The 22,142-nt window shown below is 60.2% G+C and carries 17 protein-coding genes, 6 pseudogenes and 1 other annotated feature; of the genes and pseudogenes, 18 read left to right on the forward strand and 5 right to left on the reverse strand.

Annotated elements, in window-relative coordinates:
* The first annotated feature begins 325 nt into the window (after positions 1-325).
* The 6 genes from ACZYHG_RS35375 to ACZYHG_RS35400 all read left to right on the forward strand — a co-directional run bounded on the left by ACZYHG_RS35375 (position 326) and on the right by ACZYHG_RS35400 (position 5,485).
* Positions 326-1,651: a serine hydrolase domain-containing protein gene (locus ACZYHG_RS35375; protein WP_464615018.1), complete on the forward strand. Its 1,326-nt coding sequence runs from the start codon at positions 326-328 to the stop codon at positions 1,649-1,651.
* Between the two features lie 61 nt (positions 1,652-1,712).
* Positions 1,713-2,711 (forward strand): M24 family metallopeptidase, encoded by a 999-nt coding sequence (locus tag ACZYHG_RS35380; protein WP_464615019.1) that lies wholly within the window; start codon positions 1,713-1,715, stop codon positions 2,709-2,711.
* Positions 2,617-2,898 (forward strand): hypothetical protein, encoded by a 282-nt coding sequence (locus ACZYHG_RS35385; RefSeq protein WP_464615367.1) that lies wholly within the window; start codon positions 2,617-2,619, stop codon positions 2,896-2,898. Before ACZYHG_RS35380 ends, ACZYHG_RS35385 begins: the two co-directional genes overlap by 95 nt.
* Positions 2,899-3,065: 167 nt before the next feature.
* Positions 3,066-3,949, forward strand: a protein-coding gene (locus ACZYHG_RS35390) for an IS630 family transposase (protein ID WP_464615368.1) whose coding sequence is annotated in 2 segments (ribosomal slippage) — positions 3,066-3,342 and positions 3,342-3,949 — 885 coding nt in all. Because the reading frame shifts where the segments join, the coding sequence is not laid out codon by codon here.
* Between the two features lie 91 nt (positions 3,950-4,040).
* Positions 4,041-5,144, forward strand: coding sequence for an IS5 family transposase (locus tag ACZYHG_RS35395; protein ID WP_258580758.1), 1,104 nt, complete (start codon positions 4,041-4,043; stop codon positions 5,142-5,144).
* On the forward strand, positions 5,141-5,485 hold the full coding sequence (locus ACZYHG_RS35400) for a hypothetical protein (protein ID WP_258580592.1): 345 nt from the start codon (positions 5,141-5,143) through the stop codon (positions 5,483-5,485). The genes ACZYHG_RS35395 and ACZYHG_RS35400 overlap by 4 nt, the downstream gene beginning before the upstream one ends.
* Before the next feature lie 434 nt (positions 5,486-5,919).
* Here the strand turns inward: ACZYHG_RS35400 and ACZYHG_RS35405 are convergent, their stop codons facing one another.
* A complete protein-coding gene (locus tag ACZYHG_RS35405; RefSeq protein ID WP_464615020.1) occupies positions 5,920-6,945 on the reverse strand; it encodes an IS110 family RNA-guided transposase in 1,026 nt (341 codons plus the stop codon).
* A 193-nt stretch (positions 6,946-7,138) separates the two neighbouring features.
* Between ACZYHG_RS35405 and ACZYHG_RS35410 the strand changes: the two are divergent.
* A pseudogene (locus tag ACZYHG_RS35410) lies at positions 7,139-7,524 on the forward strand (IS110 family transposase); the annotation flags it as partial.
* Here the strand turns inward: ACZYHG_RS35410 and ACZYHG_RS35415 are convergent.
* Positions 7,522-8,304 (reverse strand): annotated as a pseudogene (locus ACZYHG_RS35415) (IS5 family transposase). The pseudogenes ACZYHG_RS35410 and ACZYHG_RS35415 sit on opposite strands and share 3 nt — an antisense overlap.
* A 65-nt stretch (positions 8,305-8,369) precedes the next feature.
* Here ACZYHG_RS35415 and ACZYHG_RS35420 point away from each other — a divergent pair.
* A pseudogene (locus tag ACZYHG_RS35420) lies at positions 8,370-9,023 on the forward strand (IS110 family RNA-guided transposase); the annotation flags it as partial.
* A 280-nt stretch (positions 9,024-9,303) separates the two neighbouring features.
* Here the strand turns inward: ACZYHG_RS35420 and ACZYHG_RS35425 are convergent.
* Positions 9,304-10,002: pseudogene (locus ACZYHG_RS35425) on the reverse strand (DDE-type integrase/transposase/recombinase); the annotation flags it as partial.
* Between the two features lie 476 nt (positions 10,003-10,478).
* On the opposite strand from ACZYHG_RS35425, the gene ACZYHG_RS35430 reads away from it, so the two are divergent.
* From ACZYHG_RS35430 to ACZYHG_RS35450, 5 genes are all read left to right on the forward strand, one after another.
* The gene (locus ACZYHG_RS35430; RefSeq protein WP_464615021.1) at positions 10,479-12,077 is read left to right on the forward strand and encodes an ABC transporter substrate-binding protein; all 1,599 of its coding nucleotides are present in this window, start codon (positions 10,479-10,481) and stop codon (positions 12,075-12,077) included.
* A 485-nt stretch (positions 12,078-12,562) separates the two neighbouring features.
* Positions 12,563-13,132 (forward strand): hypothetical protein, encoded by a 570-nt coding sequence (locus ACZYHG_RS35435; RefSeq protein ID WP_464615022.1) that lies wholly within the window; start codon positions 12,563-12,565, stop codon positions 13,130-13,132.
* Between the two features lie 240 nt (positions 13,133-13,372).
* Positions 13,373-14,248 (forward strand): N,N-dimethylformamidase beta subunit family domain-containing protein, encoded by an 876-nt coding sequence (locus tag ACZYHG_RS35440; RefSeq protein WP_464615023.1) that lies wholly within the window; start codon positions 13,373-13,375, stop codon positions 14,246-14,248.
* A 101-nt stretch (positions 14,249-14,349) separates the two neighbouring features.
* On the forward strand, positions 14,350-15,690 hold the full coding sequence (locus tag ACZYHG_RS35445) for an IS1380 family transposase (protein WP_464615024.1): 1,341 nt from the start codon (positions 14,350-14,352) through the stop codon (positions 15,688-15,690).
* A 181-nt stretch (positions 15,691-15,871) separates the two neighbouring features.
* Positions 15,872-16,033: a hypothetical protein gene (locus tag ACZYHG_RS35450; protein ID WP_464615369.1), complete on the forward strand. Its 162-nt coding sequence runs from the start codon at positions 15,872-15,874 to the stop codon at positions 16,031-16,033.
* A 675-nt stretch (positions 16,034-16,708) separates the two neighbouring features.
* On the opposite strand, the pseudogene ACZYHG_RS35455 reads toward ACZYHG_RS35450, so the two are convergent.
* A pseudogene (locus ACZYHG_RS35455) lies at positions 16,709-17,274 on the reverse strand (IS3 family transposase); the annotation flags it as partial.
* Positions 16,928-17,042, reverse strand: a sequence feature (AL1L pseudoknot). It overlaps the preceding pseudogene by 115 nt.
* 264 nt (positions 17,275-17,538) lie before the next feature.
* Between ACZYHG_RS35455 and ACZYHG_RS35460 the strand changes: the two are divergent.
* The 5 genes and pseudogenes from ACZYHG_RS35460 (at position 17,539) to ACZYHG_RS35480 (ending at position 21,225) form a co-directional block, all read left to right on the forward strand.
* Positions 17,539-17,715 carry a hypothetical protein gene (locus ACZYHG_RS35460; protein ID WP_464615025.1) on the forward strand — a complete coding sequence of 59 codons (177 nt, stop codon included), beginning with the start codon at positions 17,539-17,541 and terminating at the stop codon, positions 17,713-17,715.
* Positions 17,715-17,953: pseudogene (locus tag ACZYHG_RS35465) on the forward strand (ABC transporter permease); the annotation flags it as partial. The gene ACZYHG_RS35460 and the pseudogene ACZYHG_RS35465, both read left to right, overlap by 1 nt.
* 255 nt (positions 17,954-18,208) lie before the next feature.
* Positions 18,209-19,048: a gamma-glutamyl-gamma-aminobutyrate hydrolase family protein gene (locus tag ACZYHG_RS35470; RefSeq protein ID WP_464615026.1), complete on the forward strand. Its 840-nt coding sequence runs from the start codon at positions 18,209-18,211 to the stop codon at positions 19,046-19,048.
* Between the two features lie 219 nt (positions 19,049-19,267).
* Positions 19,268-20,401 carry a M24 family metallopeptidase gene (locus ACZYHG_RS35475; RefSeq protein WP_464615027.1) on the forward strand — a complete coding sequence of 378 codons (1,134 nt, stop codon included), beginning with the start codon at positions 19,268-19,270 and terminating at the stop codon, positions 20,399-20,401.
* Positions 20,402-20,706: 305 nt separating this feature from the next.
* Positions 20,707-21,225 (forward strand): aspartate/glutamate racemase family protein, encoded by a 519-nt coding sequence (locus ACZYHG_RS35480; RefSeq protein WP_464615028.1) that lies wholly within the window; start codon positions 20,707-20,709, stop codon positions 21,223-21,225.
* 344 nt (positions 21,226-21,569) lie between these two features.
* Here ACZYHG_RS35480 and ACZYHG_RS35485 read toward each other — a convergent pair whose 3' ends face one another.
* Entirely contained in the window at positions 21,570-22,124 is a 555-nt protein-coding gene (locus tag ACZYHG_RS35485) for a transposase (RefSeq protein ID WP_464615029.1), read from the reverse strand.
* Positions 22,125-22,142: the final 18 nt, after the last annotated feature.

Here is a 22,142-nt window from a genome sequence, read left to right on the forward strand (position 1 = left end):
TAAGACGGCGCGGATCGTCTGGGCGCTGCTGCGCGATGGCGGGACCCACGGTGCGCCAATCTGGAAAGCTACCCGCCGATCCGGCGCGCCGGATATCCAGTTATCGCACGGAATCAAAGTGTTAAATCCCGGCGAGAATGTGTTGCACAATGCAGAACTTAGGCGTTGCCGATATGCCATTCGCCGAAATCCATCGTGAGGCGTCTCTTACAGTTATGGCAGGAGCTCAAGCTCAAACACAGTTCACGTAACGTGACAACAAGCTCCAAGACGGTTGTGAGGCCTACAAGCCTTCCGGCCGAGCCAGTTTGACCGGAGGACGTTTGTGGTATCTGAAGATAATCAGAAAGAGCGCACGCATTTGAGTGCGCAGCGCGGCCAAGAAAGAAGCGCGCTGGAATTCGAGGGCAGAACGTACCTCGATGGCCGCGCTAGCGATCCGCGCACGCTCGGGTGGATGCAGGGTTCGCCGCCGCCCGCGGATAAGCAGGTCTCATTCGAGAGTGGCCGCTCTCTGGATTTTCCAGAAATCCGCTGGAGCCTTTCGCACATGCGGGAGCTCGTGCCGACGGTGCCCGTGCGCTGTGGCGATGGAGCGCGGCTCTCCTTCGGGACGCCATCCGCTGCGGATGCTGCGGCAGTGGAAGCGTTGGTGTTCAACGACATGAACGGACGCGCCCGCCGCTTCGATGAAGCGCTGTTCGATACCTATGCTGACGGAATCGTGGTGCTGCACCGCGGACGCCTCGTCTTCGAGCGGTATTTCGGCTCGCTTGAGCCACATCTGCCGCATGCCTGCTTTTCGGTCACGAAGTCCTACGCGGGCACACTCGCCGGGTGCTTGGTGCACGAAGGCGTGCTCGACGACCGCAAGCTAATCCCCCACTACCTGCCCGAGCTGCGCGGCACTGCGTGGGCGGATGCCACGCTCCGCCAAGTGATGGATATGCAGACCGGTCTGGACTACAGGGAGGACGAGGCAGATGATCGATCCAGCTCCTCGGTCTATATGCGCGCCTGCCGTACGCGGCCGCGGCCGGTCGGCTATGATGGGCCGCAGACGTCCTGCGACTTCCTGCGCACGGTTCGCAAGGAAGGCGCGCACGGAGAGGTCTTCGCCTACAAGAGTGTGAACACCCAGGTTATGGCCTGGGTGTTGGCGCGCGTGACCGGCCGCTCGTTCGCGCAGCTGCTGCATGAGCGCCTTTGGGTGCCGCTCGGCTGTGAGGAGGAAGGCTACTTGATCGTCGATCCCGCTGGCATGCCGTCGGCCAGCGGTGGCTTGTGCGCGAGCCTGCGCGACCTCGCGCGCTTCGGAGAGTTGATCCGGCGCGAAGGTGAATGGGATGGCAAGCAGCTCATTCCTGCGCCCGTCGTTGACGATATTCGGCACGGCGGAGATTGGGCGAAATTCACGAAGGTCGCTTCCACGTCGTCGTCCGGTTACTCCTACCGCAGCCAGTGGTGGGTGTCGCACAACGAGCTCGGCGCCGTGGAAGCCCGGGGCATTCACGGTCAGCGCCTTTACATCGCGCCGGATGCGGAGATGGTAATCGCACGCTTCGGGTCGCAACCAGTGGCGTCGGCTGCGTTCAGTGATCCGATTATGATGCCGCAGATGCTCGCGCTGGGACGGTTGCTGAGCGGCTAAACCGGTTACGAGCCCGGGACCGGCCGGAAAGAAGAGGAAAATTTAGCATGGATTATAAGCAATGAAAGATCTCACGAACCGGCCTTTCATCAAAGAGCTCGCCTTCGCGGAGTCGGAATATCGCCTCCGAGTCGAAAAACTCAGGAAGGTGATGGACGAGAAGGGCCTGGATGTCCTCCTCGTTACGTTCACTCCCAACGTGAGCTACCTGAGCGGCTACCAAAGTTTCGGCTCGGGCTGGTATTCGTGCATGGTACTGCCTCGCGAAGGTGAGCCCATACTCCATATGCACGGGTTGGAGATCGGGCCCGCCATGCTCACCAGCTGGGTAAAGGATATCCGTGGTGTCCCATGGTCGGATAACCACGACGTGGCGGGCGACCTCGCGGGCATCTTAAGGGAGCGAAGGTTGGAGGGGCAGCGAATTGGCCTCGAGACCAAGAGGCCGGGCCTCAGCATCGATCTCTACGAGGGATTGATACGCGCATTGCCTAACGCCACGCTCGTCGATGCCTCAGGTGTAGTTGCACAACCCCGGATGATCAAATCGCCAGCCGAACTGGAGTATATGCGCAGCTCGGCTAAGATCACGAACAAGGGCCTTGCCGCTGTGTTGCCGGTAATCAAGGCCGGTATCACTGATAACCAGATCGCGGCAGTGCTCTATCAGACGCTGGTCAATGAGGGAAGCGAGTATTTCAGCACTCAACCCATTGTCTCAGCAGGTCAGCGGAACTGCTTCGGCCACACTACGTTCAGGCGCACGCCCATTCAGGCGGGGGACACGGTGGCCCTGGAGTTCGGCGCTGCTTACCAACGCTACACCAGCGCGATCTTTCACACAGTGGCCATTGGCAAGCCGACTTCGCTAGTTGAGAAACGGGCTAGGGTCATTAACGAGACTTCTCGACCTGCTGCTTCATGCGATCAAACCGGGCCGTATCGCGCACGATGTCGCGCGAGAGATTGGCGCCGGGATGAACGAGATCAGCGGCGATTCAAGCTCATCGCACGTATACGGATATTCGATCGGGTTGGGGTTACCGCCTACGTGGAGTGAGGATCTCTACTTCATCCGGGAGGGTATCGAGCTGGAGCTGAAGCCTGGCATGACCTTCCATTCCCCGCTAACAGTCCGCATACCAGGTACTCCGGGCGTTGGTTTCAGTGAGACATGGGTCGTCACGGAGACAGGGTGCGAGATTCTTACCACGCATAATCGGGAGTTGACCGTGGCCGAGGTCTAGATGAGTCCCCCGATACCTAGAGCACATCCGGGGATCGATGAATCGATTGTGATGTGACGAGGGCGTTGGCGGTGTGATTCAACATCCACTTTCATGAGGTGGATGATGGGAAGAGCACATTGAGCGAAGATCTTCGGTCTCGGGTTCTGCAGGCCTCGGACGCCGGCATGTCGGCCCGGCGGGCTGCGGCGCGGTTCGGGGTTGGTATATCGAGTGCGATCCGTTGGATCGCTCGGGCAAAGATCGGCGAACTGGGGCCGAGGCGACAAGGCCGCCGACGCGGGTCCAGCCTCGATACGCATGAAGCCTTCCTCGTCGGGCTGATCGATGAACGCAAGGACATCACGCTTAATGAGATGGTGGAACGGCTGGCGGTCGAACGATCGGCTCGGATCAGTCGCAGTGCCTTAAGCGCCTGGCTTGGCCAGCACGGCTGGACGTTCAAAAAAAGTCCGCACATGCACTGGAGCAGGATCGTCCCGACATCCTGAAGCGTCGTCGCGCGTGGTTCGACGGCCAACTCGATCTCGATCCGGCAAAGCTGGTGTTCATCGATGAAACTGGATTATCGACCAAGATGGCCCGGCTGCGGGGCCGTGCGCCATGCGGTGAGCGCTGCCGGGCAGGCGTGCCGCACGGCCATTGGAAAACCACCACTTTCACCGGCGCACTGCGGCTGACGGGCATGACCGCCCCATTCGTCTACGACCGCGCCATGAGCGGCAACGTGTTCCTGGCCTATGTCGAGCAGGTGCTGGTCCCGACCCTGTCGGAGGGCGACATCGTCGTGATGGACAACCTGCCCGCCCACAAGGCGGCCGGCGTTCGGGACGCGATCGAGACCGCCGGCGCAAGGCTCATGTTCCTGCCGCCCTATAGCCCCGACTTTAATCCCATCGAGAATGCCTCCTCAAAACTCAAGGCGCTCCTACGCGCCAAGGCGGAGAGAACCATCACCGCTCTGTGGGATGCGGTCGGCTCACTCCTTGATCAGTTCACGCCAGCCGAATGCGCCAACTACTTCCAGGCCGCCGGATATGACCCAAATTAAACAGGACGTGCTCTAGCAGGCTGTTGAAAAAGGGCTCGCGACAGTCTCAGGTTCGTGATTCACTCTGACCACGAAGAGGTGGGAGTGAATCGTGCGGGGCGGTGACGGACAGACGGGCGAACTGTTCAGCTACGTGGACCTCGAGGCTCGGGTGCGGCGCGATCATCCGTTGCGCCGTATTCGGGCGATTGTGAATGAGGCGCTTTCGGCGTTGGAGCGGGAGTTTGCGGCGCTGTACTCGCCGATTGGGCGGCCGTCGATCCCACCGGAGAAGCTGCTGCGTGCGATGCTGCTGCAGGCGTTCTACTCGATCCGCTCGGAGCGGCTGTTGATGGAGCGGCTGGAATACGACCTTCTGTTCCGCTGGTTCGTCGGGATTGGCGTCGACGATGCGGCCTGGGATCATTCGGTGTTCTCCAAGAACCGTGACCGGCTGCTGGAGGGCGACATCGCTGCAAAGTTCCTGGCGGCGGTGCTGGCGCAACCCAAGGTGAAGAAGCTTCTGTCGACGGATCACTTCTCGGTCGACGGCACACTGATCGAGGCGTGGGCATCGATGAAGAGCGTCAAACCGAAGGACGGCCCAAGCGGTGGTCATGGCGAGCCGCCGGCTGAAGGGGGCGGGCGAAACGCGGAAGCGGACTTCCATGGCCACAAGCGATCCAACGACACACATGCCTCGACCACCGATCCGGATGCCCGGCTCTATCGCAAAGGGCGGGGCAAGGAGGCGAAGCTCTGCTTCATGGGGCATGGGCTGATGGAGAACCGCCATGGCCTTCTGGTCGACGCCTGCCTGACGTTTGCCGACGGGCATGCTGAGCGGGTGGCCGCACTGCACATGATCGAACCGCGAGCGGAGCGGCCACAGGCGATCACACTCGGTGCCGACAAGGCCTATGACGCGCAAGACTTCATCAATGAGCTGCGTTCGATGAAGGTGACGCCGCATGTGGCGCAGAACACCAGCGGCCGGAGTTCGGCGATCGACGGGCGCACGACGCGGCATGGCGGCTATGCTGTCAGTCAGCGTATTCGCAAGCGCATTGAAGAGGCGTTCGGGTGGATCAAGACGGTCGCCGGACAGGCGAAGACGAAGTTGCGTGGCCGCGACCGCGTCGGATGGGCCTTCACCTTCAACGCCGCCGCCTACAATCTCGTGCGGTTGCCGAAGCTGCTGGCGGTGCCGACATGACCGCGCCCGCGGGCTGTCAACTGATCGGCCGCTGGCGGATCATCGAAGCTGACCTGTGGGATCGCGGCTATCTCGACCTCGGCGGACCCGCCACGGTCACCATTGGGGCCGACAACCACGGTGAGATCGCCTTTGGCGCCCTGCTAGCCGGCCTCGATCTCGGGTACGGGCCGTCAATGGTCTTCTTCACATGGGCCGGCTTCGATGAGATGGACGAAGTTACCGGCGACGGCTCCGCAGAATTGCTCGACGACGGCTCGATCGACATCACCTTCGCCTATCAGAACGGCGACGAGGCTATCCTCAAGGCCAAACGTGATCCTTCTTCAACAGCCTGCTAGGTAACCGGTGCTGTCGCGAAAGTGGTTGGAATTTGAGGATGGCGTAGTCTCCGGGGTGTTCAACCTCGAATCATCCTACGTTGGAGCGCTGGAGGGGAGACCACGCCATGACAAGCACTAGCACGACTGCCGAAGCCGATCACGCTGGCGAAGGGGGCACGGAGTTATCTTTTCGAGGGTCGTCTAATCGTCGTCTAATCGTGGTGGCAGAGTCAAGCACCTTTGCAATTCCTGAGACGCGTATGCCGGGTGCAGGGTCGTCTTCGCTGTCGACATAGGTCGCCGCATGACGGAGCTTCGCGGGAGGAGCCTTCAAATGTGGACGACGCACTATGCTGAGCCAGCGGTGCACCCCATCAAGCGGAATGGCTCTGCCCACGTCCCGGCAGGGACGCCTCGGCGCGCTCAGAGACTGAACGCTATTCGTAAAGCGATCACGCTATCGCTCCGGCGGTCCGATCGAAGTACTCGCCGGTTTTGAGCATGGCATGCATTGTCACCGCCAGTTTTCGTGCTACGGCAACGGCGGCTCGTTTGAAGCCTACCCGCTCCCTGAGTTTGAGGCCCCATGTCCGCAGGCTGCTGTCGGCCGAGCTGCGGGTCAGGATGACTGTCGCCGCTTCGTAGAGAAGCCCTCGCAAATGACGATCGCCACGTCGGGATATGTGGCCGTCATAGTCGACTTCTCCCGATTGGTATCGCCGGGTCGTCAGGCCGAGCCAAGCGCCGACAGAGCGAGATTTCTTGAAGTTGTCAGGATCCTCAATGGCGGTCGCGAAGGAGGTTGCGGTGATCGCGCCGACGCCGGGAATCGACATGAGGATCTGACATGCTCCGTTTTGGCGCGCGGCAGCAACAAGCTGGCGCCCGAGTTCAGCAGCCCTTATGCGCATGCTGCGCCAAGCTTCCAGCATCGGCAACACGATAGGAGCGAACCCGTCCCGATCGACGAGGAGACTGCGGACATTCTTCTCGAACGTGCTTCCCTTGCCCGCGGGAACCAGCAATCCGAACGTCTTCATGATGCCGCGGATCTGATTTGAGAGTTCGGTGGTGATCCTGACCAGCCTGGTGCGTGCCGCCACGAGCGTGCGCGTCAGCATGCTGTCGAACCCCTTCACGCGCACCTCACGAAAGAACCCCACTTCTGCAAGATGCGCCAAACCGTCAGCATCGTTCGCGTCGGTTTTTTTCGCGGCCATGTCGAGCGCTGCTTTGGCATGACGAGCATCGATGCAGATCGCCGGCAAACCCTCTTCACGCAGTCCGTGATAGAACCATACGGATAGAGGGCCGGTTTCGAACACGACGCGCTTGGCGGACGGTGCACGCTTGCGGACAAGCTCGGCAATCATCTTTGGATCGGATGCACACTTTCCGCGCCAAACGCGCTTGCCTTCACGTCGAATAGAAACCGCCGTCTCTTTCATCGACACGTCGAGCCCGATATATTCTTCCATGGCTGTTCTCCCTTAGATGCTTGGGCCCGGCGTCCAGTCGTGAGCCCGTATTTCCATCTTATCGAGGAACAGCCACCCTCCCAGGTTATGATTTGGTTTCAGGGCGACTCTCTCCCGCGATTACCCCATGTGGAACGGCCCGCTACCGCAGCATCAGAGTGCTAAGACGTGGCCACAAGGTAGGAGCCGTTCCGTGACGCATATTACCACCATCGGGCTGGATTTGGCCAAGCAGGTTTTTCAGATCCACGGCGCTGACGCCGAGGGTTCTCCAATCGTCAACCGGAAGCTCCGCCGCGCCGAGGTGCTACGGTTTTCGAGAAGCAGCCTGCGTGTCTGGTCGGCCTTGAGGGCTGCGGCGGTTCGCATTACTGGGCGTGCGAGATCGCAGCACTTGGTCAGGAGGTGCGGCTGATCCCGCCGGCCTATGTCAAGCCGTTCGTGAAGCGGGGCAAGACGGACGCCGCCGATGCCGAGGCGATCAGTGAGGCCGTGATCCGCAAGACGATGCGCTTTGTTCCGGTCAAAACGGCCGAGCAGCAGGCGGCAGCGATGGTGCTGACGACGCGCGGCCTTCTAGGCTTCGTGGACAAAGGGCAGCCATAGTTTGATTGAGGCGAGCGCCACGAAGCCAAGATAGGATTCCTTGGTCTTGTCGTAGCGTGTGGCAATACGGCGCCAATTCTTCAGCTTGTTAAACAGGCGTTCGACGAGGTTGCGCCAACGGTATTTCTCGCGATCATGCGGGATGGGGGCGCGGCGGTTGCTTTTGGCGGGGATGACCGCTTGGACGCCGGCTTTGGCGATCTCTTCGCGGATAGCGTCGGAGTCATAACCCTTGTCCGCCAGGAGCGCCTCGATACGGTCGGCGATCATTCGAAACAGCGGCCGAAGCCTTGAATATCATGCGCCTGGCCAGGTGTCAGGACGAAGCCGAGAGGTCGGCCTTTTCCGTCGCACCGCGCATGGAGTTTGGTGGTGAAGCCGCCGCGCGATCGGCCAAGCGCCTCAGTTTCCTGAGTCCCCTTTTATGCCGACTGCACAATGATGTGCCCGGACAACGGTGCTATCGATCATGTCGGCGGTGGCATCGCGTTCCACCATCTCGGCGAGCGTTTCGAGCAGCGCATCGAACACCCCCGTCGCGACCCATCGCCGGTATCGGCGGAAGACGCTGTTCCACTTGCCATATTCATCAGGCAGATGACGCCATTGCGCCCCGGTTCGGGCCATCCACATCATGCCTTCGAAATAGCGCCGATTATCCTGCGCCGGACGGCACCCTCGACCCCGCTCTGCTGGCAGCAGCGGCCCGATCAGTGCCCATTCCTCGTCCGATACACCAATCCGCTCGCCCAACGCTGCCTCCAAAAGACAGCCTTGAATCAGCGACCGAGTCTAGCGTCAAGCTTTGTCCACGAAGCCTAGTTCGTCAGCGAACTCAGGTGATCAATGCGCTGCGGGCTCATTTATCGGAATTGGGCATCATCGCCGGATCAGCACGGCGAAAGTTGCGGGGTTGATCGATATCGTGCGCGATGAGACCGATGCTCGCTTGCCGAAGGCTGCGTTTGGCTTTATCGGCCATCGCCGATCAGATCGAGGCGCTGATGCGACAGATCGATGATCTCGAGCGGGAGATTGTTCGTGAGGCAAGACGTGACGGGGATATGCGGCGGATGGCTACGATACCAGGTGTCGGAGGAATCACAGCGGCTTCTGTCAAGGCGCTTGTTCCAGATCCCGGTGGGTTCAAATCCGGCCGTCACTTCGCCGCCTGGTTGGGATTGACGCCCAGGTCCCATTCGAGCGGAGGCAAAGAGCGGCTTGGAGGAATATCGAAGATGGGCAATGCGGAGCTTCGCTCCCTGCTGGTGCTCGGTGCGACTTCTGTCCTGCGGCATATGCGGGGCAACGATAAAACGCCGAAATGGCTGAATGGTCTTCTGAAGCGGCGGCCCTACAAGGCCGTGGCTGTCGCGCTCGCCAACAAGATGGCCCGGATCATCTGGGCGCTTCTGACCAAGGGCGGGACATATCGGGGTCTTGAGGCGGAAAACAGCGTAGCGAGCGCTTGAGCTGAAGACGACCCCAACGAACTGACCGGTGCGGTAGCCTGCAGAGGCGAGGTGCACGAAACAGACGATGATTCCATGGGACGAAATCCCGAGGCGAGAGAGGCTGCGTGACTCAATGCGCCCACAGCGCGTTCGTTTGATCAGCCCCTCGCATGGCGGATTTCATCGAGGCCAGCGGTCCTGAACCGCGCTGAAAGGCCGGACATATGACCGCACCGTTCCCGTGTGATGAGTTGTCTGAAGAAAGCACTTGCCTGAAGGGCCGTTCCACATATGAGAGTCACGCAGCGATGGCCGGCTCTCGCTGCATGGCGTAGTAGCGTTCCTCGGCTTCGGCCGGCGGGACGTTGCCGATGGGCTCCGGCAGCCGGCGATTGTTGCACCAGGTCAGCGTGGCGAACTCGACAAGCTCCAAGCTGCGTCACGAACCGCGCCGATGATGACTTGGGGCTTGTGAAGGCCGTTCATCGTCCCGGCGAGAGCGTTGTCGTGGCTGTCACCGACGCCGGTGACAGACGTCTTGATGTTCGCCTTGGCCAGGTGTTCGGTGTAGCGCGATCGGTATGCTGCACCAGACCCGACGCGATGAACGGGCCCGCCGTTCGTGAAAGGCCTGCTCGAGAGCATCGGTGACGATGTTTGCATGGCGCCATTCGGCTAGCCCGCCACCTGACGATGCGCCGAGCACAGGCGTCGATCACGAAGGGCCGCGCAGAGGGAAGCCTGACCAGGTGCTCACGCATGTGAAGTCCGAGAGCGGAGCATGTTCGCCGTCGGGCATGGAAGACCCGGTTCACGAGCGGACATGGTCCTGCATCGGTGCGGACCGGTTTGCCGTGGATGACAGCCTGAAAGCGAAGCCGGCCATCAGGCGCTCGACGGTGCCGCGTGCCACCGGGATGTGCGCCCGGTTGAGCTGCCGACCTTGCGCGCCATCTCCCTCGAAGTTCTCGGCGAAGAGGCGCTCGATCTCGGGCTTCGGCAGATTCGGCATCGCTAAATGCCGATATGTCGGCAGATGTCAAAATAATGGCAGAAAGTGTCAACGCGATCCTAATGGCGCGAGCTAATCTCACTCAATGGAACTCGCGTGAGAGAGGCAGAATGGCAGACAGATACTTGTGCAATCTGGACGGAGAGCGGACAGAGAAAGTGCAGGTACTGGTCGGTAGGAATGCGCCAACTCTGCCTTTGCGACGCTCCACACGCCGCGACAAATTTTCGGTGGTTCGCCGTGACTGGGCGCGGGATACCTGCGCATTCTTGACCCAAATTGCGGGAAACGGGACTGATTTCCCCGATAGGCTCGCCAATGTGCATCTGCGAAGCGACGCACAAGGACCTAATTGCTGTACCGGGTAACTGACAGCGCCTTCTAGCTATAGCTAGGAAGGCCGCTGGGCGCATGACCAGTTGGAATAGGTTGCACCACAAAATCAAAAGGGGAACTTAAGCATGACAATCTCTCGACGCGAAATCATCAAGACCGGTATCGCTGCCGGAATGGCTGTGTCGATCCCGTCCGTTCTGCGGGCGCAGACATCACCATCCTCCGACCGGACGGTCCGCATGGTTATAGGCAATATCAGTGTGTTCGATCCGCTCGTTACAACGACCGACTCTACCCATGACCATGCCTATGCAATTTACGATACGTTGTTCGGGTCCGACTCGAACTTTGAGCCGCATCCGCAGATGGTGGGGAAGTGGGGCATCTCGGACGACAAGAAGGCCTATACGTTCGAACTCCGCGATGGTCTGGGCTGGCACGATGGCACCCCCGTCACTGCGGCAGACTGCGTTGCCTCGATTCGCCGGTGGGCCCAAGTGTCTCCCGGCGGGCAACTCCTTATGTCGCGGGCCACGGATATCTCGACAAAGGACAACAAGACCTTCACGGTCACGCTCAAAGAACCGTTTGGGGCGCTGCTCTACGTCCTGGGCCGCGGTGGCCCATTTATTATGCGCGAGAAGGACGCGAGTATCCCGGCAACCGAGCAGGTGACCGCAAATATTGGATCGGGGCCATTCAAGTTCAATCACGCTCTTGCCAAGCCGGGCGCGAGCTTCACCTACGACCGCAATGAAAATTACGTACCACGCAACGAGGCACCCGACGGATTTGCCGGCGGAAAGATCGTCAAGGTTGATCGGGTCGTCTTGGAAAACATTTCCGATGAGCAGACTGCCGTAGCTGCCTTGCAAGCGGGTGAGGTTGATTACATTGCGGCGCCGCCGGTCGATCTTTACCCGGTGATCGAGAGCGATCCCAACCTCGACCTTTGGCTTGGGGACAAGTGGGGGGTCGACATGTTCGTGCGCATGAACTGTCTGCAAAAGCCGTTCGATAATGTGAAGGCTCGCCAGGCGATGCTTCATCTGGTCGACCAGGAGGCTATGTTGCGCGCCGCGTATGGCAACCCAAAATACTTTCGCACCGTAACTTCGATGTTTGGAAACGAAACGCCGGTATCCAACGACGAAAATACGGGATGGTTCAAGAAAGGCGGCGATCCAGAAAAGGCCAAGCAACTGTTCAAGGAGGCGGGATACTCAGGCGAGAAAGTCGTCATCCTGCAGCCCACGGACTGGGCGCAGGGAAGCAATGCCTCTCAGCTTCTCGCAGCCACATTGAAGAAGATTGGCGTCAATGCAGAGCTTGCTCCAAGCGACTGGGCTGGGGTTGCCGCCCGTCGCGCGAAAAAGGACCCCGTTGAGAACGGCGGCTGGAGCATCTTCATTAGTACCGATTCGGAAGCGAGCTTCGGTCAAGTTATCATCAACAATATCCTGCCCATGAATGGCGAAAAAGGTTGGTACGGCTGGCCGAAGAACGACGAATATGAGGCTCTTAGGCTCAAATGGGCGGATGTCGAAACGCTTGAAGAGCGCAAGGCGCTGGCGCGCAAGATGCAGCGAGTGTGGTGGAACTATGTGCCTCAGGTTCAGGTAGGTCAATTTGTCTTGTCAGATGCGCGTCGCAAGACCCTGACGGACCTCATCGGCGTGCCGTCATTGCACCCGTTATGGAACATGCAAAAGGTCCCAGCCTAGTCATGCCGGTGCATCCTGCGCAGATGGAGATCAGAATGAACACTTCTTCCAGGACGACCTCGGGCCCCCCTCGGGTGCCGACTGTTCAGCGACTACGCCAAGGACCCTCGGGTCGACACGGATGCCGAGGTGAAACTTGCCGAAATGGCAGGCTATTCAGACCCGGTCTTTTGGGAAGCGTCATCGCCGTCAGCCGATTCGAGCAGAACCAGCTTCCCGAATTGCGGCTATGGCCGATCGAACTCGGTCAGTCGAAGAGGTTTGCAAATCGCGGCATTCCAGGTCTCGTACCCACGCAGCAAGCAAAAGCCATTCTCGAGCGTCTACAGACACTCTCGAAGCCATTTTGGACCGAGATCGCCATCGAGAACGACGTCGGTTGTGATCAGATTGCGGCCCCAACTCGCTGCGATGACCACAATGACGCATTGATTCTTGAAGTAGCCCGAGCGACAGCCCGTCCAGCATAGCAGAGGCAGCAAAACATGCGCGCAACCGAAATCCCGATCACCGGCTATCTCGATCGCTTCTCCCACCGCCCCGGGGAGACATTCGTCGCGCATGTGAGCCTGCGGGAGCCCGGTCCCTATCGCACGCGTGTCCTGCGCGTTATCAGCGCTGACCCGAATCCTCGGGGCCCAGGAATGCGCTTCGAGGACTTGTCGCATCTTCTCGACCAAAGCCATGACGGGCGCCGTCAGGACGTCAGGCTCGGCTCGCACGGCATCATTGAGACCGGCCCCGCGAGGGATCCCCGAGCGGCCTGCACCTGGACGCTGCTGGTCCAGCCAGGCGTGCTCGATCCCTCGGCTGCCCTGTTGGCCAAGGAAGCGGGCGACCACGCCGTCGTTCTTTCCACGGCCCATCTGGCGCTGAGGCCTCAATCGCATGGCCGGAAGGGTCACTTGAGCTTGCAACGAAGGTGCCACTCAGACCGAAAGCGTGGTATCGCCTCTGGCTCGCTATTGACCCAGCCTCCGGACGCGTGGTGCTCGGGCAGCAGCCGCTCGACAAAGGCGAACCTGTTAAGGTCAACGGGCATGCCGCAGGTGTGAGCTTGCCTTCTTCGGGCACAGTCCTCTTCGCGGCCGAGCGCGCGCTCGCGCCGCAACGCCATTTCACGGGCAAGCTCGAGGATCCGGCGATTTTGCGCGGCTGCGTCGAAGACTTCGCCAATCCTTTGGCGGAGATGAACCAACTGGGTAGCGAATTGCTCGCCGCCTGGGACTTCTCGCAAAGGATCGACACTTCAAGCGTGATTGATGTGGGGCCCGGGAAAATATCACGGGCAACTCGTGAACCAGCCGATGCGCGCGGTGGTCGGCGCGAAATGGAGCGGGCGAGAAGTGTGCTGGCGCAACGCACCGCGCGATTACGCCGCCATCCATTTCCACGACGACGATCTCGACGATTGCCAATGGCAGCCTGATTTCACCTGGACCGTTCCGGAGGATATGCCCAGCGGTGCCTATGCGTTTCACCTGACCTGTCGTGACGGCGAGGACTGGCTGCCCTTCTACGTCGTCCCAAAGCGCCAGGGGCCTTTCGCACCGATCGCATTTCTTGCTCCGACGTTCACCTATCAGGCCTATGCAAACGATCGGCGAGGTGGGGCCGACGCCGATTACCACGAGCGTGTCCGCCAATGGGGTGCTTATCCGCACAATCCGGACCAGCATCCGGAGTACGGAGGCTCGACCTACAACCTCCATCGCGACGGAAGCGGCATCGCCTTCACTTCGCGCCGTCGCCCCATCCTAACGATGCGGCCAGGCTTCGTCAGCATCAATGACAAGCGCGGCTCGGGCTTGCGGCACTATCCTGCCGATACGCATATCCTCGCGTGGCTCGCGGCTAAAGGCTTTTCCTTTGATGTTGTGACGGATGAGGATCTCGACGATGAAGGTGTCGCGCTTCTCACCCCTTACCGCGTTGTTCTGACGGGCACGCATCCCGAATATCACACGCTAGGCACGCTCGATGCTTTGCAGGCGTACACGGAGAATGGCGGGAGGCTGGCTTATCTCGGTGGCAATGGCTTTTATTGGCGCATCGCGCGCGACAAGAAGACACCGCATCTCTTCGAACTCAGGCGCGCCGAAGGAGGTATACGCTTGTGGGCGGCAGAGCCCGGCGAATATTTTCACGCGCTCGACGGCCAGTTAGCCTGAAAAATTCATGGGGGTTGGTGGATGTGGCGCAAGCCGTTGAAATGACTTAGGATTTGGTTGCTTAAGCCGATCCGAACCATTTCCCGGAGACCACACCCACCATGAACGATCTTACGCTGCCGCTGAGCGGTTTGTCATCAGTCGGCGGCAAGTCCGTCGTCGCCCGTTTCGACGGCGGCATGCTGTCGTCCAACAGCGGCGTTCTGGCTTTGGCCGAGGTGGAAAAGCGGTTGCGGGTGGCCGAGCGTCTGGCGCGTTGCATCGACGATCCGCGCTGCCCGGACCAGGTCGTCCACAGCCTGGCGGACATGATCGGCTTTCGCATGAAGATGATTGCCGCCGGCTACGAGGACGGCAACGACGCCAACCGGCTGCGCCGCGATCCGGTCTTCAAGATGGCCCAGGATGCGCTGCCGTCGGGTCGGGATCTGGCGTCGCAATCGACGCTGTGCCGGCTGGAGAACCTGCCCGGCGTGCGGGAGCTGGTTGCGATGGGGCGGGCGATGGTCGATCTCTATTGCGCCTCGTTCCGGCAGGTGCCGAAGCGGATCGTACTCGACATTGACGACACCTTCGACGCTGTGCACGGAGGCCAACAGCTTCGCCTGTTCAATGCCCACCATGACGAGTACGGCTTCCAGCCGATCGTAGTGTTCGATGGTGCGGGACGGTTCGTCAGCGCGATCCTGCGACCGGCCAAGCGGCCGAGTGGAGCTGAGATCCGCCCCCACCTGCGCCGTCTGGTGCGGGCGATCCGGATCAACTGGCCGAACATTCGAATCCTGCTCCGCGGCGATAGCCATTATTGCAGCCCGCAGGTCATCGACTGGTGCCGCGCCAACGACGTCGACTTCATCTTTGGCCTCGCGCCCACCACGACCCTGCGCAAGCATGTCGCGGATCTGGAGGCCAGCACGACGGCGCGCTTCGAAGCGTCGGCCAAGACAGGCAAGGTCCGCAGGTTCAAGGAGTTCGTTGACGGCGCCGCCAGTTGGAGCCGCGTCGAGCGCATCATCGCGCGGGTCGAGGTCGGCGCCAAAGGAGCCGACACCCGCTTCGTCGTCACCAACCTTGCCGGTGGGAAGGCCAAGGCGCTCTACGAGGATGTCTACTGCCGGCGCGGCGCGGCCGAGAACCACATCAAGTCGCGGAAGACGCATCTTGCCGCCGACCGCACATCCTGCACCAGAGCGACGGCCAACCAGTTCCGGCTATTCCTGCATGCCGGTGCTTACTGGTTGATGTGGGGCTTGCGGGCCGCGATGCCGAGGCGCTCGAGCTTTGCCGTCGCCCAATTCGACACGCTGCGATTGCGCCTCATCAAAATCGCTGCGCGGGTGGTCGAGATGAAATCGCAAATCCGCCTGCACCTGCCGACATCGTGCCCCGACCAGCGCATCCTGCGCATCGTCCTCGATCGCATCCCCCAACTCGCGACATAACGATGGGGCGCAGACGCCCCGAAACGAACCCGTCGACCGCAACCTGCAAACCCCCGCCTGCCATCACGACGGAGCAATTCCGGCGCCTGACGAGGCGCGTGGAAAAGCACCGCAACGGCGACCACAGCGTCGCTTCAGGCCGTCAAAAGCTTATCGCCGTGCATTAAGGCGGTTAGGTGGGCTGTGGAGGCGCAACCGGCGCCCGCCACAGATGCTCGTCGGTGTCGGCTTCGTGGGGCAAGGCGATTTCGAGGGCACGCATTTCCGCCGCTTGCCGGCATCGCGCGATCCGTCCCATGCCTGGATCTTCGAAGGGATTGAAGAGGACGTTATCGGAGATTAGGGCCTTTCGGGTGGTGGCGCCGCGGGCTACGAGCTCGACTGCACAGATTTCGCGCTCGGGACAACAGAAAATGCCGTTATCCTTGCCCGATCGGAGGATGAGCCCGCTTCTTTCGAGCTGGTTCCAGAAGAGCTGATCGTGCGTCGGGGCACAATCGAGGGCGATCCGCCTGGGAAGGTTCGGCCCAATGAGCCTCAGTTGCGGGCCGAGATCGTCTATTTCGACCAACCTATGGGAGGGGCAGTGTTTTCCGTCGGATCGATCACTTCTGCGGCAGCCTTTGGCGAAACGGCTTCGAGGGACCGGTTTCGCGCATCCTCGAGAATGTTGTCCGCAGGTTCAACACGTCCGGCTGATATGTGAGGCGGCTTTGCCCCAAAAGTCGTTTCAAGGGGAAAGATGAATTTGCCAATCGGCGATATGTGTGTGAATAAGAGCGAGATATCGCCCGACTTGCTACATGCATTTGCGTTAGACTCACGTGAAATATGAAAAGCCTTTAGCTGGTATGGGGATATCGCCCGTGCATTGGCGAAGTACGGGCAGCACACGCTAGCCGAACTCTTCCAATACTCTGGTATCCGCGGCCGAGGCCGAGAATAGGCACGCAACCTGCAGGTTCCGTACTCCGCCGGTAGAGGTCCCGGCCTCTTGGATTGCAGGTGCCGCCGACCGCCCTTCGAGATTCATTTCCCGCATCAGCCGGGACACCGTGCAGCGGGCGACGCGTCGAAGCCTTCCCGCTCGAGCTGCCGCCAGACCTTGCGCACGCCGTAGACACCGAAGTTCTCCTCGAACACGCGCCGCACCTGGACCTTGAGCGGCTCGTCGCGCTTCGCCCTGCCGACAACCGGGAGCGATCGTGCCGCTTGGCAACATGGTCGTTTAGGTCGACGGGGCGATCGGCAGCAGCTTGCAGATCGGCTCGGCCCATGCGCCTCGCGTGATCGTCGATGAACGCGATCATCGCTTGAACCGGCGGTCGAGCTCCGCCTGGCCAAAATAAGCTGACTTCTTGCGCAGTATCTCGGTGGCCCGACGCAGCTCCCGATTCTCACGTTCCAGGCATTCAGCTTCTCAGCGACCTCGGTGGAAGACCGGTGCGAACGCCGCTGTCCACCTCCGCCTTCTTCACCCACTCACTGAGCGTCTGCGCCGTGCAGCCAATCTTGGCCGCGATCGATGAGACTGCCGCCCAGCGTGATGAATGCTCTCATTCTCGTGATCGAAACCAAGCACACCGCTCGGGCGCGTACTTCGGGAGAAAACCGTCTTGCTCATAATGGCTCCACCAAGGTTTGGAGACACGTGGCCGGATTTTGGGAATCCTCTTCCTTTGAAGGCATTGCCCAGATGCCACGCGCATATCATCAATATGCATGTGGCGGCAGATGTCAAAACAATGGCCGAAATTGTCAACGCGTTCCTAATGGCGCTAGCTAATCTCAACATCGGAGCTGGCGTGAGAGGCTGAATGGCAGGCTGATAGACGGGCGGATGTCGAATTGCTCGAGGAGCGCAAGGCACTGGCCCGCAAGATGCAAAAAGTATGGTGGGATTTCGTCGGCGATGTGAGGTTGGGAAAGTACGTCTCGCCGATCGCGCGACGCAAGACGCTGACTGGCGTCATTGGCATGCCTCAAATCGTGCCGATGTGGAACATGCAGAAGGCCTCGGCCTGATGGGTGCCTACATCCTTCGCAGGATGGTTTCGGCCATCGCCGTCATGCTATGGTCGGAGTTTTCGTATTCCTGCTTCTCAGACTGGCGCCCGGCGACCCGGCGGCAATCATCGCCGGCAGGTCGGCCACGGAGCAGATGATCGCCGGCATCCGCGAGCAGTTGGGCCTGAACGATCCTATGCCGGTTCAGTTCATACGTTGGGTGCGGGACATGCTCGGCCGCGATTTCGGCACCTCGACCTGATCGTGGCGCGGCCTCTGACCAAGGTCAGCATCCCGGCTTTGGCTAGAGCGTCTCCAGAAGCTTTCGAACCCTTTCGGCACCGACATCGCCATTGAGAACGGCATTGAGTTATCAGACCCTGACGGGACCGCACCGAACTCGTGAGTCGCAAACGCTTCATTGGCTGTGACCACGCGCCCTTATGCTCAAGTCGGTGAAGTTGGGCCGCATCTCCACAAAAACACGAGAAGGATTAAGGATCGCAAAAAAATGAGAGAGGGCGGAGACGCAAAGGCCGACGCATTTGCCGTCGGGCAAAAGATCCGCAAAACGCAGCCAAGTCGGCCGCTTATTGCCGTCTCGGCGGATGTTTGCGAGTTGTACAACTATCATTGGCACGCGGCGCCCCAACAGTATCTTGAGGCGGCGATCTCCGGGGCTGGTGTAATTCCTCTGGTGGTCCCTTCCGTTGGCGACCGGCTCGACTTCGACCAACTCTTCGCCGCTGTAGATGGCGTGATGATTACGGGGTCAGGCTCGAACGTCCATCCTTCGCTTTATGGCGGTGATTCGAGTGAAGCAAACGGCCCTTATGACTCAGCGCGGGATTCAACCACTCTGCCTTTGATCCGCAATGCAATCGACCGGGGGGTTCCGCTGCTTGCCATCTGCCGTGGCCTTCAGGAAATGAATGTCGCACTCGGTGGCACGCTGGCAACCGAAATCCAGGAGCGGCCGGGCGCGCTTGACCATCGGGCGCCGCCGAGCAATAGCCGTCATGAGCAGTTTGCTATCCGCCAGACGTTGACCGTCAAGTCTGGTAGCTGGCTCTCCGCTGTGCTCGGCGTAGGCAAAATTCAGGTAAATTCCGTTCACCGCCAGGCAATCGACCGACTGGCGACACAGCTTGATGTCGAAGCGGTGGCCGAGGACGGAACTGTGGAGGCGGTGTCGGTGCGGAATGCCCGGTGTTTCGCCGTAGGCGTCCAGTGGCATCCCGAATACTGGGTAAGATCCGACGAACCATCCGCGCGCATTTTCCGCGCGTTCGGAGATGCGGTTCGTGCCCACGCGACGACGAGGATCGGCAGGATGGGAGCCGCAGGATGACTTCCCGAATGCTGACACGTGGTCGGCGATATCAGACTCGCGTCGCAACGCGGCTATGACGAACTCGCCCGCCTACCAGGATTGAGCGTCTCGCTCTCGATTAGGTTTCGCTAGAAGTGATGCAGCCTCGCGGGGACGCGATAGTCGACACCCGGGTGATAATAGCAAATCCCGGCTCTATTAGACCCCTCTTAACTGTGATCACCCAGGATTGACTTAATGAACCAGTCTATACTCTTCCCTCCACCCTTTCCCGTCGAAGAATTCCGCTCCCGTCTCGCAGCCTTGCGCATGATCATGGCCGAGCGGCAGGTCGACCTCCTTGTCGTCGACCAGTCCGAACACAGGGCCTATTTCAGCGGTTTCTGGTCCACAGCGGCCATGTATCAAGCTTTGCTTATCCCCCTCGATCAAGAGCCGGTCTCAGTGATCCGCGGCCTCGACGCTCCGAGCTTTAGCGGGGCGAGTGGGCTCAGCGATTGCGTGGCATTTGCCGATAGCGAAAATCCGATCAAAGTCGTGGCCGAGACAATCAAAGCCCGCGGTTTTGGAGCCTCGGCCATCGGCGTCGAGCGCGACAGCCATTTTCTCACTGTGAACCGGGCATTGGAGCTTGAAAACCTGCTGCCGAACGCCAGGATCATCGATTTCTCCCGTGTCATGTGGGAAATGCGGCTGGTCAAATCCCCGCTCGAACTTGCTTGCCTCATGGTAGCCGCGGAGATCTGCGACCGTGCTGCTGCTGCGGCCTTCGACGCAGCTCGGTCAGGTGTCAACGAGCGCGAGATATTCGCAGCCATGACTAGCGAAGCGTGGCGCAGTGGCGCAGACAATGCGCAGGTCGCCGTCATCTCGTCAGGACCTTCGACATCTTTTCACGCCTCGCTCGGCGACCGCGTCTTGGAGGAGGGGGACATCGTGTTTGTGGAACCGGTTCCACACTTTCGCGGCTACACCTCGCGAATGATGCGCCCGAAAGCAATCGGTACGCCAACCGATGAACAAGTCCGGACTGCGGAAACGATCATCCGAATTCAAGACGAGCAGTTCCGCACCATGAAGCCCGGCGCCAATGCAAAGGATGTCGACCGCGTTGTGCGCGAGGGGATAGTGTCGGCTGGATTGCGCGACAGCTACACTTTTATCACCGGCTATACCCTCGGCCTCAAGTGCCCACCTCGCACCAGTGATTTCACCCGCGTCTTCCTGGCCGAAAGCGATTGGCAACTGGAGCAAAACCAGGTGTTCCATATGTACACCTCGGCGCGTGGCCTGCCGTTTAGCGAAAGCATAGTGGTTACACCGGAGGGCGGGAAGCGCCTGACGAAAATGGAGCGCAAGCTTTTCTACTGAGCTCCATCCACCAAGGGGTCAATCCATGACCGCCGCCAGGCGAGCAAAGATCTTCAACGGATCAGATCGCACAACGGCGTCGCCCGACAGGCTGCCCCTGAAATGAACCATCAGCAGCGTACTATCTGAAGGAGATACAACGTGAAAACCTTAGGGGTGCTGTGCCTGGCAAACAGTGGAGAATATCATGGTCAACATCCAGACTTCGGCTTTGGGGTTGCCGATTCGCGCCGTTATGAGTCCCCCCAATATTGAGAACAATCCCAGGAGGATGGACCCGCGATGTTGTCTCGGGTGACCCTGCGTTGGAAGATGAGTATGTAAAGGCCGCCCAAGAACTTGAACGGGGAGGGGCCGACGCAATCACCTGTGACTGCGGTTTTACGGTGCGATACCAGCAAGCGATTGCAGCAGCCGTATCGGTGCCTGTATCGACTTCAAGCCTGCTTTTGCTTCCAACACTGCTATCGAATGTCCCTGCGAACAAGAAGATCGCAGTACTCACGTTCGACTCACGACATTTAGACGCGGGCATTTTTGCGACGCTGGGTATTGCAGAACCATCGCGATTGGTCGTCGAAGGGCTGGAGGATACAGCAACCTACGACTACCTGTTGGCCGAGAAAGGTAATGTACATGTCGACGACGTGCTAGCCGACATCGACGACATCATTGCCCGGATCCAAAAGCATGAAAATGTTGCAGCTATTCTATGCGAGTGCACAATTTTTCCGCGAGTCTCGCCTAGAATACGAAGGGCCACTCGATTACCAGTCTATGACGCGGCAAACAACGCGGCGCTGCTTATGGCAGGATTTGGCTAACAGACTGTCGTTATGATGATGCTCGCAAAGCTACCGTTATGAGCGGCTTTTTTCCAAGAACGCCGCTCAGCTTGCGACCCCAGATTCAATGGCCCGATCTTCCGATATAGAGGCGCAGGCTGCACATCCCGATCAAGTCCCTGGAGGAGTTGAAAATCGTTCCGGGGTATCGATTGCTGCTATAGGTCAGGCGACCAAAGCACCGACATCAGGAGCCGCCAGGCGTCTGGCCTCCTGATCCTGGCGCGCTGCCGTCGAGGCGCTCGACCTGACATCGTCATGAGGCAATCGACCTCGGAGAGGGCTATGAACTCGGCAACGGCGTCACCAGACCGCATCGACAATCACCCGGTAGTTAACCGTGGCGCCTCGCCCGTGGTGACGAGGCGCCACAGCGCAATCACAAACTTGCGCGCCAGGGCCACGATCATCGTCTTGCGCGTGGCTTTGCGGCCGGCGGCCGTGCGCCTGGAACATTGGGCCAGCGCACTCCTTCTGGAAGAGGAGAAAGCGCCAGCCCAGTTAAATCCGCCGGCGCGTGCCAGCCCCTTCTCGCGCCGGCCTTTGCCGCTCTCGTTGCGCGAACCCCCCGGGATAGTGCGCCACCGCGCGCCGATCACGCAATCCAAGCGACAGGATTTCGTGGAGCATGTCGAGTTAAGCAAGCGGTGCCACTCGGCGCGGGTGCTGTCCGGCAGCGGCGCTCCCTCCGCTACGCGGATGGCCATGACCATGTCGGCCGCATTCCGCAGGCTCAAGCGAAAGCCGCGAATGCCGAAGCGGGCGAGAATTGCCTTGATGCTCTTGATGAGCCGTGTCTGCTCACCGGTTTGCAGCTCGCGGTTCGGCCGCCGCGCGTGCCTGTGTCGACTAACTGGCAGGTGGGGATTGAGCATCATCAAATGTCGATATGGCGG

This window comes from Mesorhizobium subarcticum, assembly GCF_055456085.1.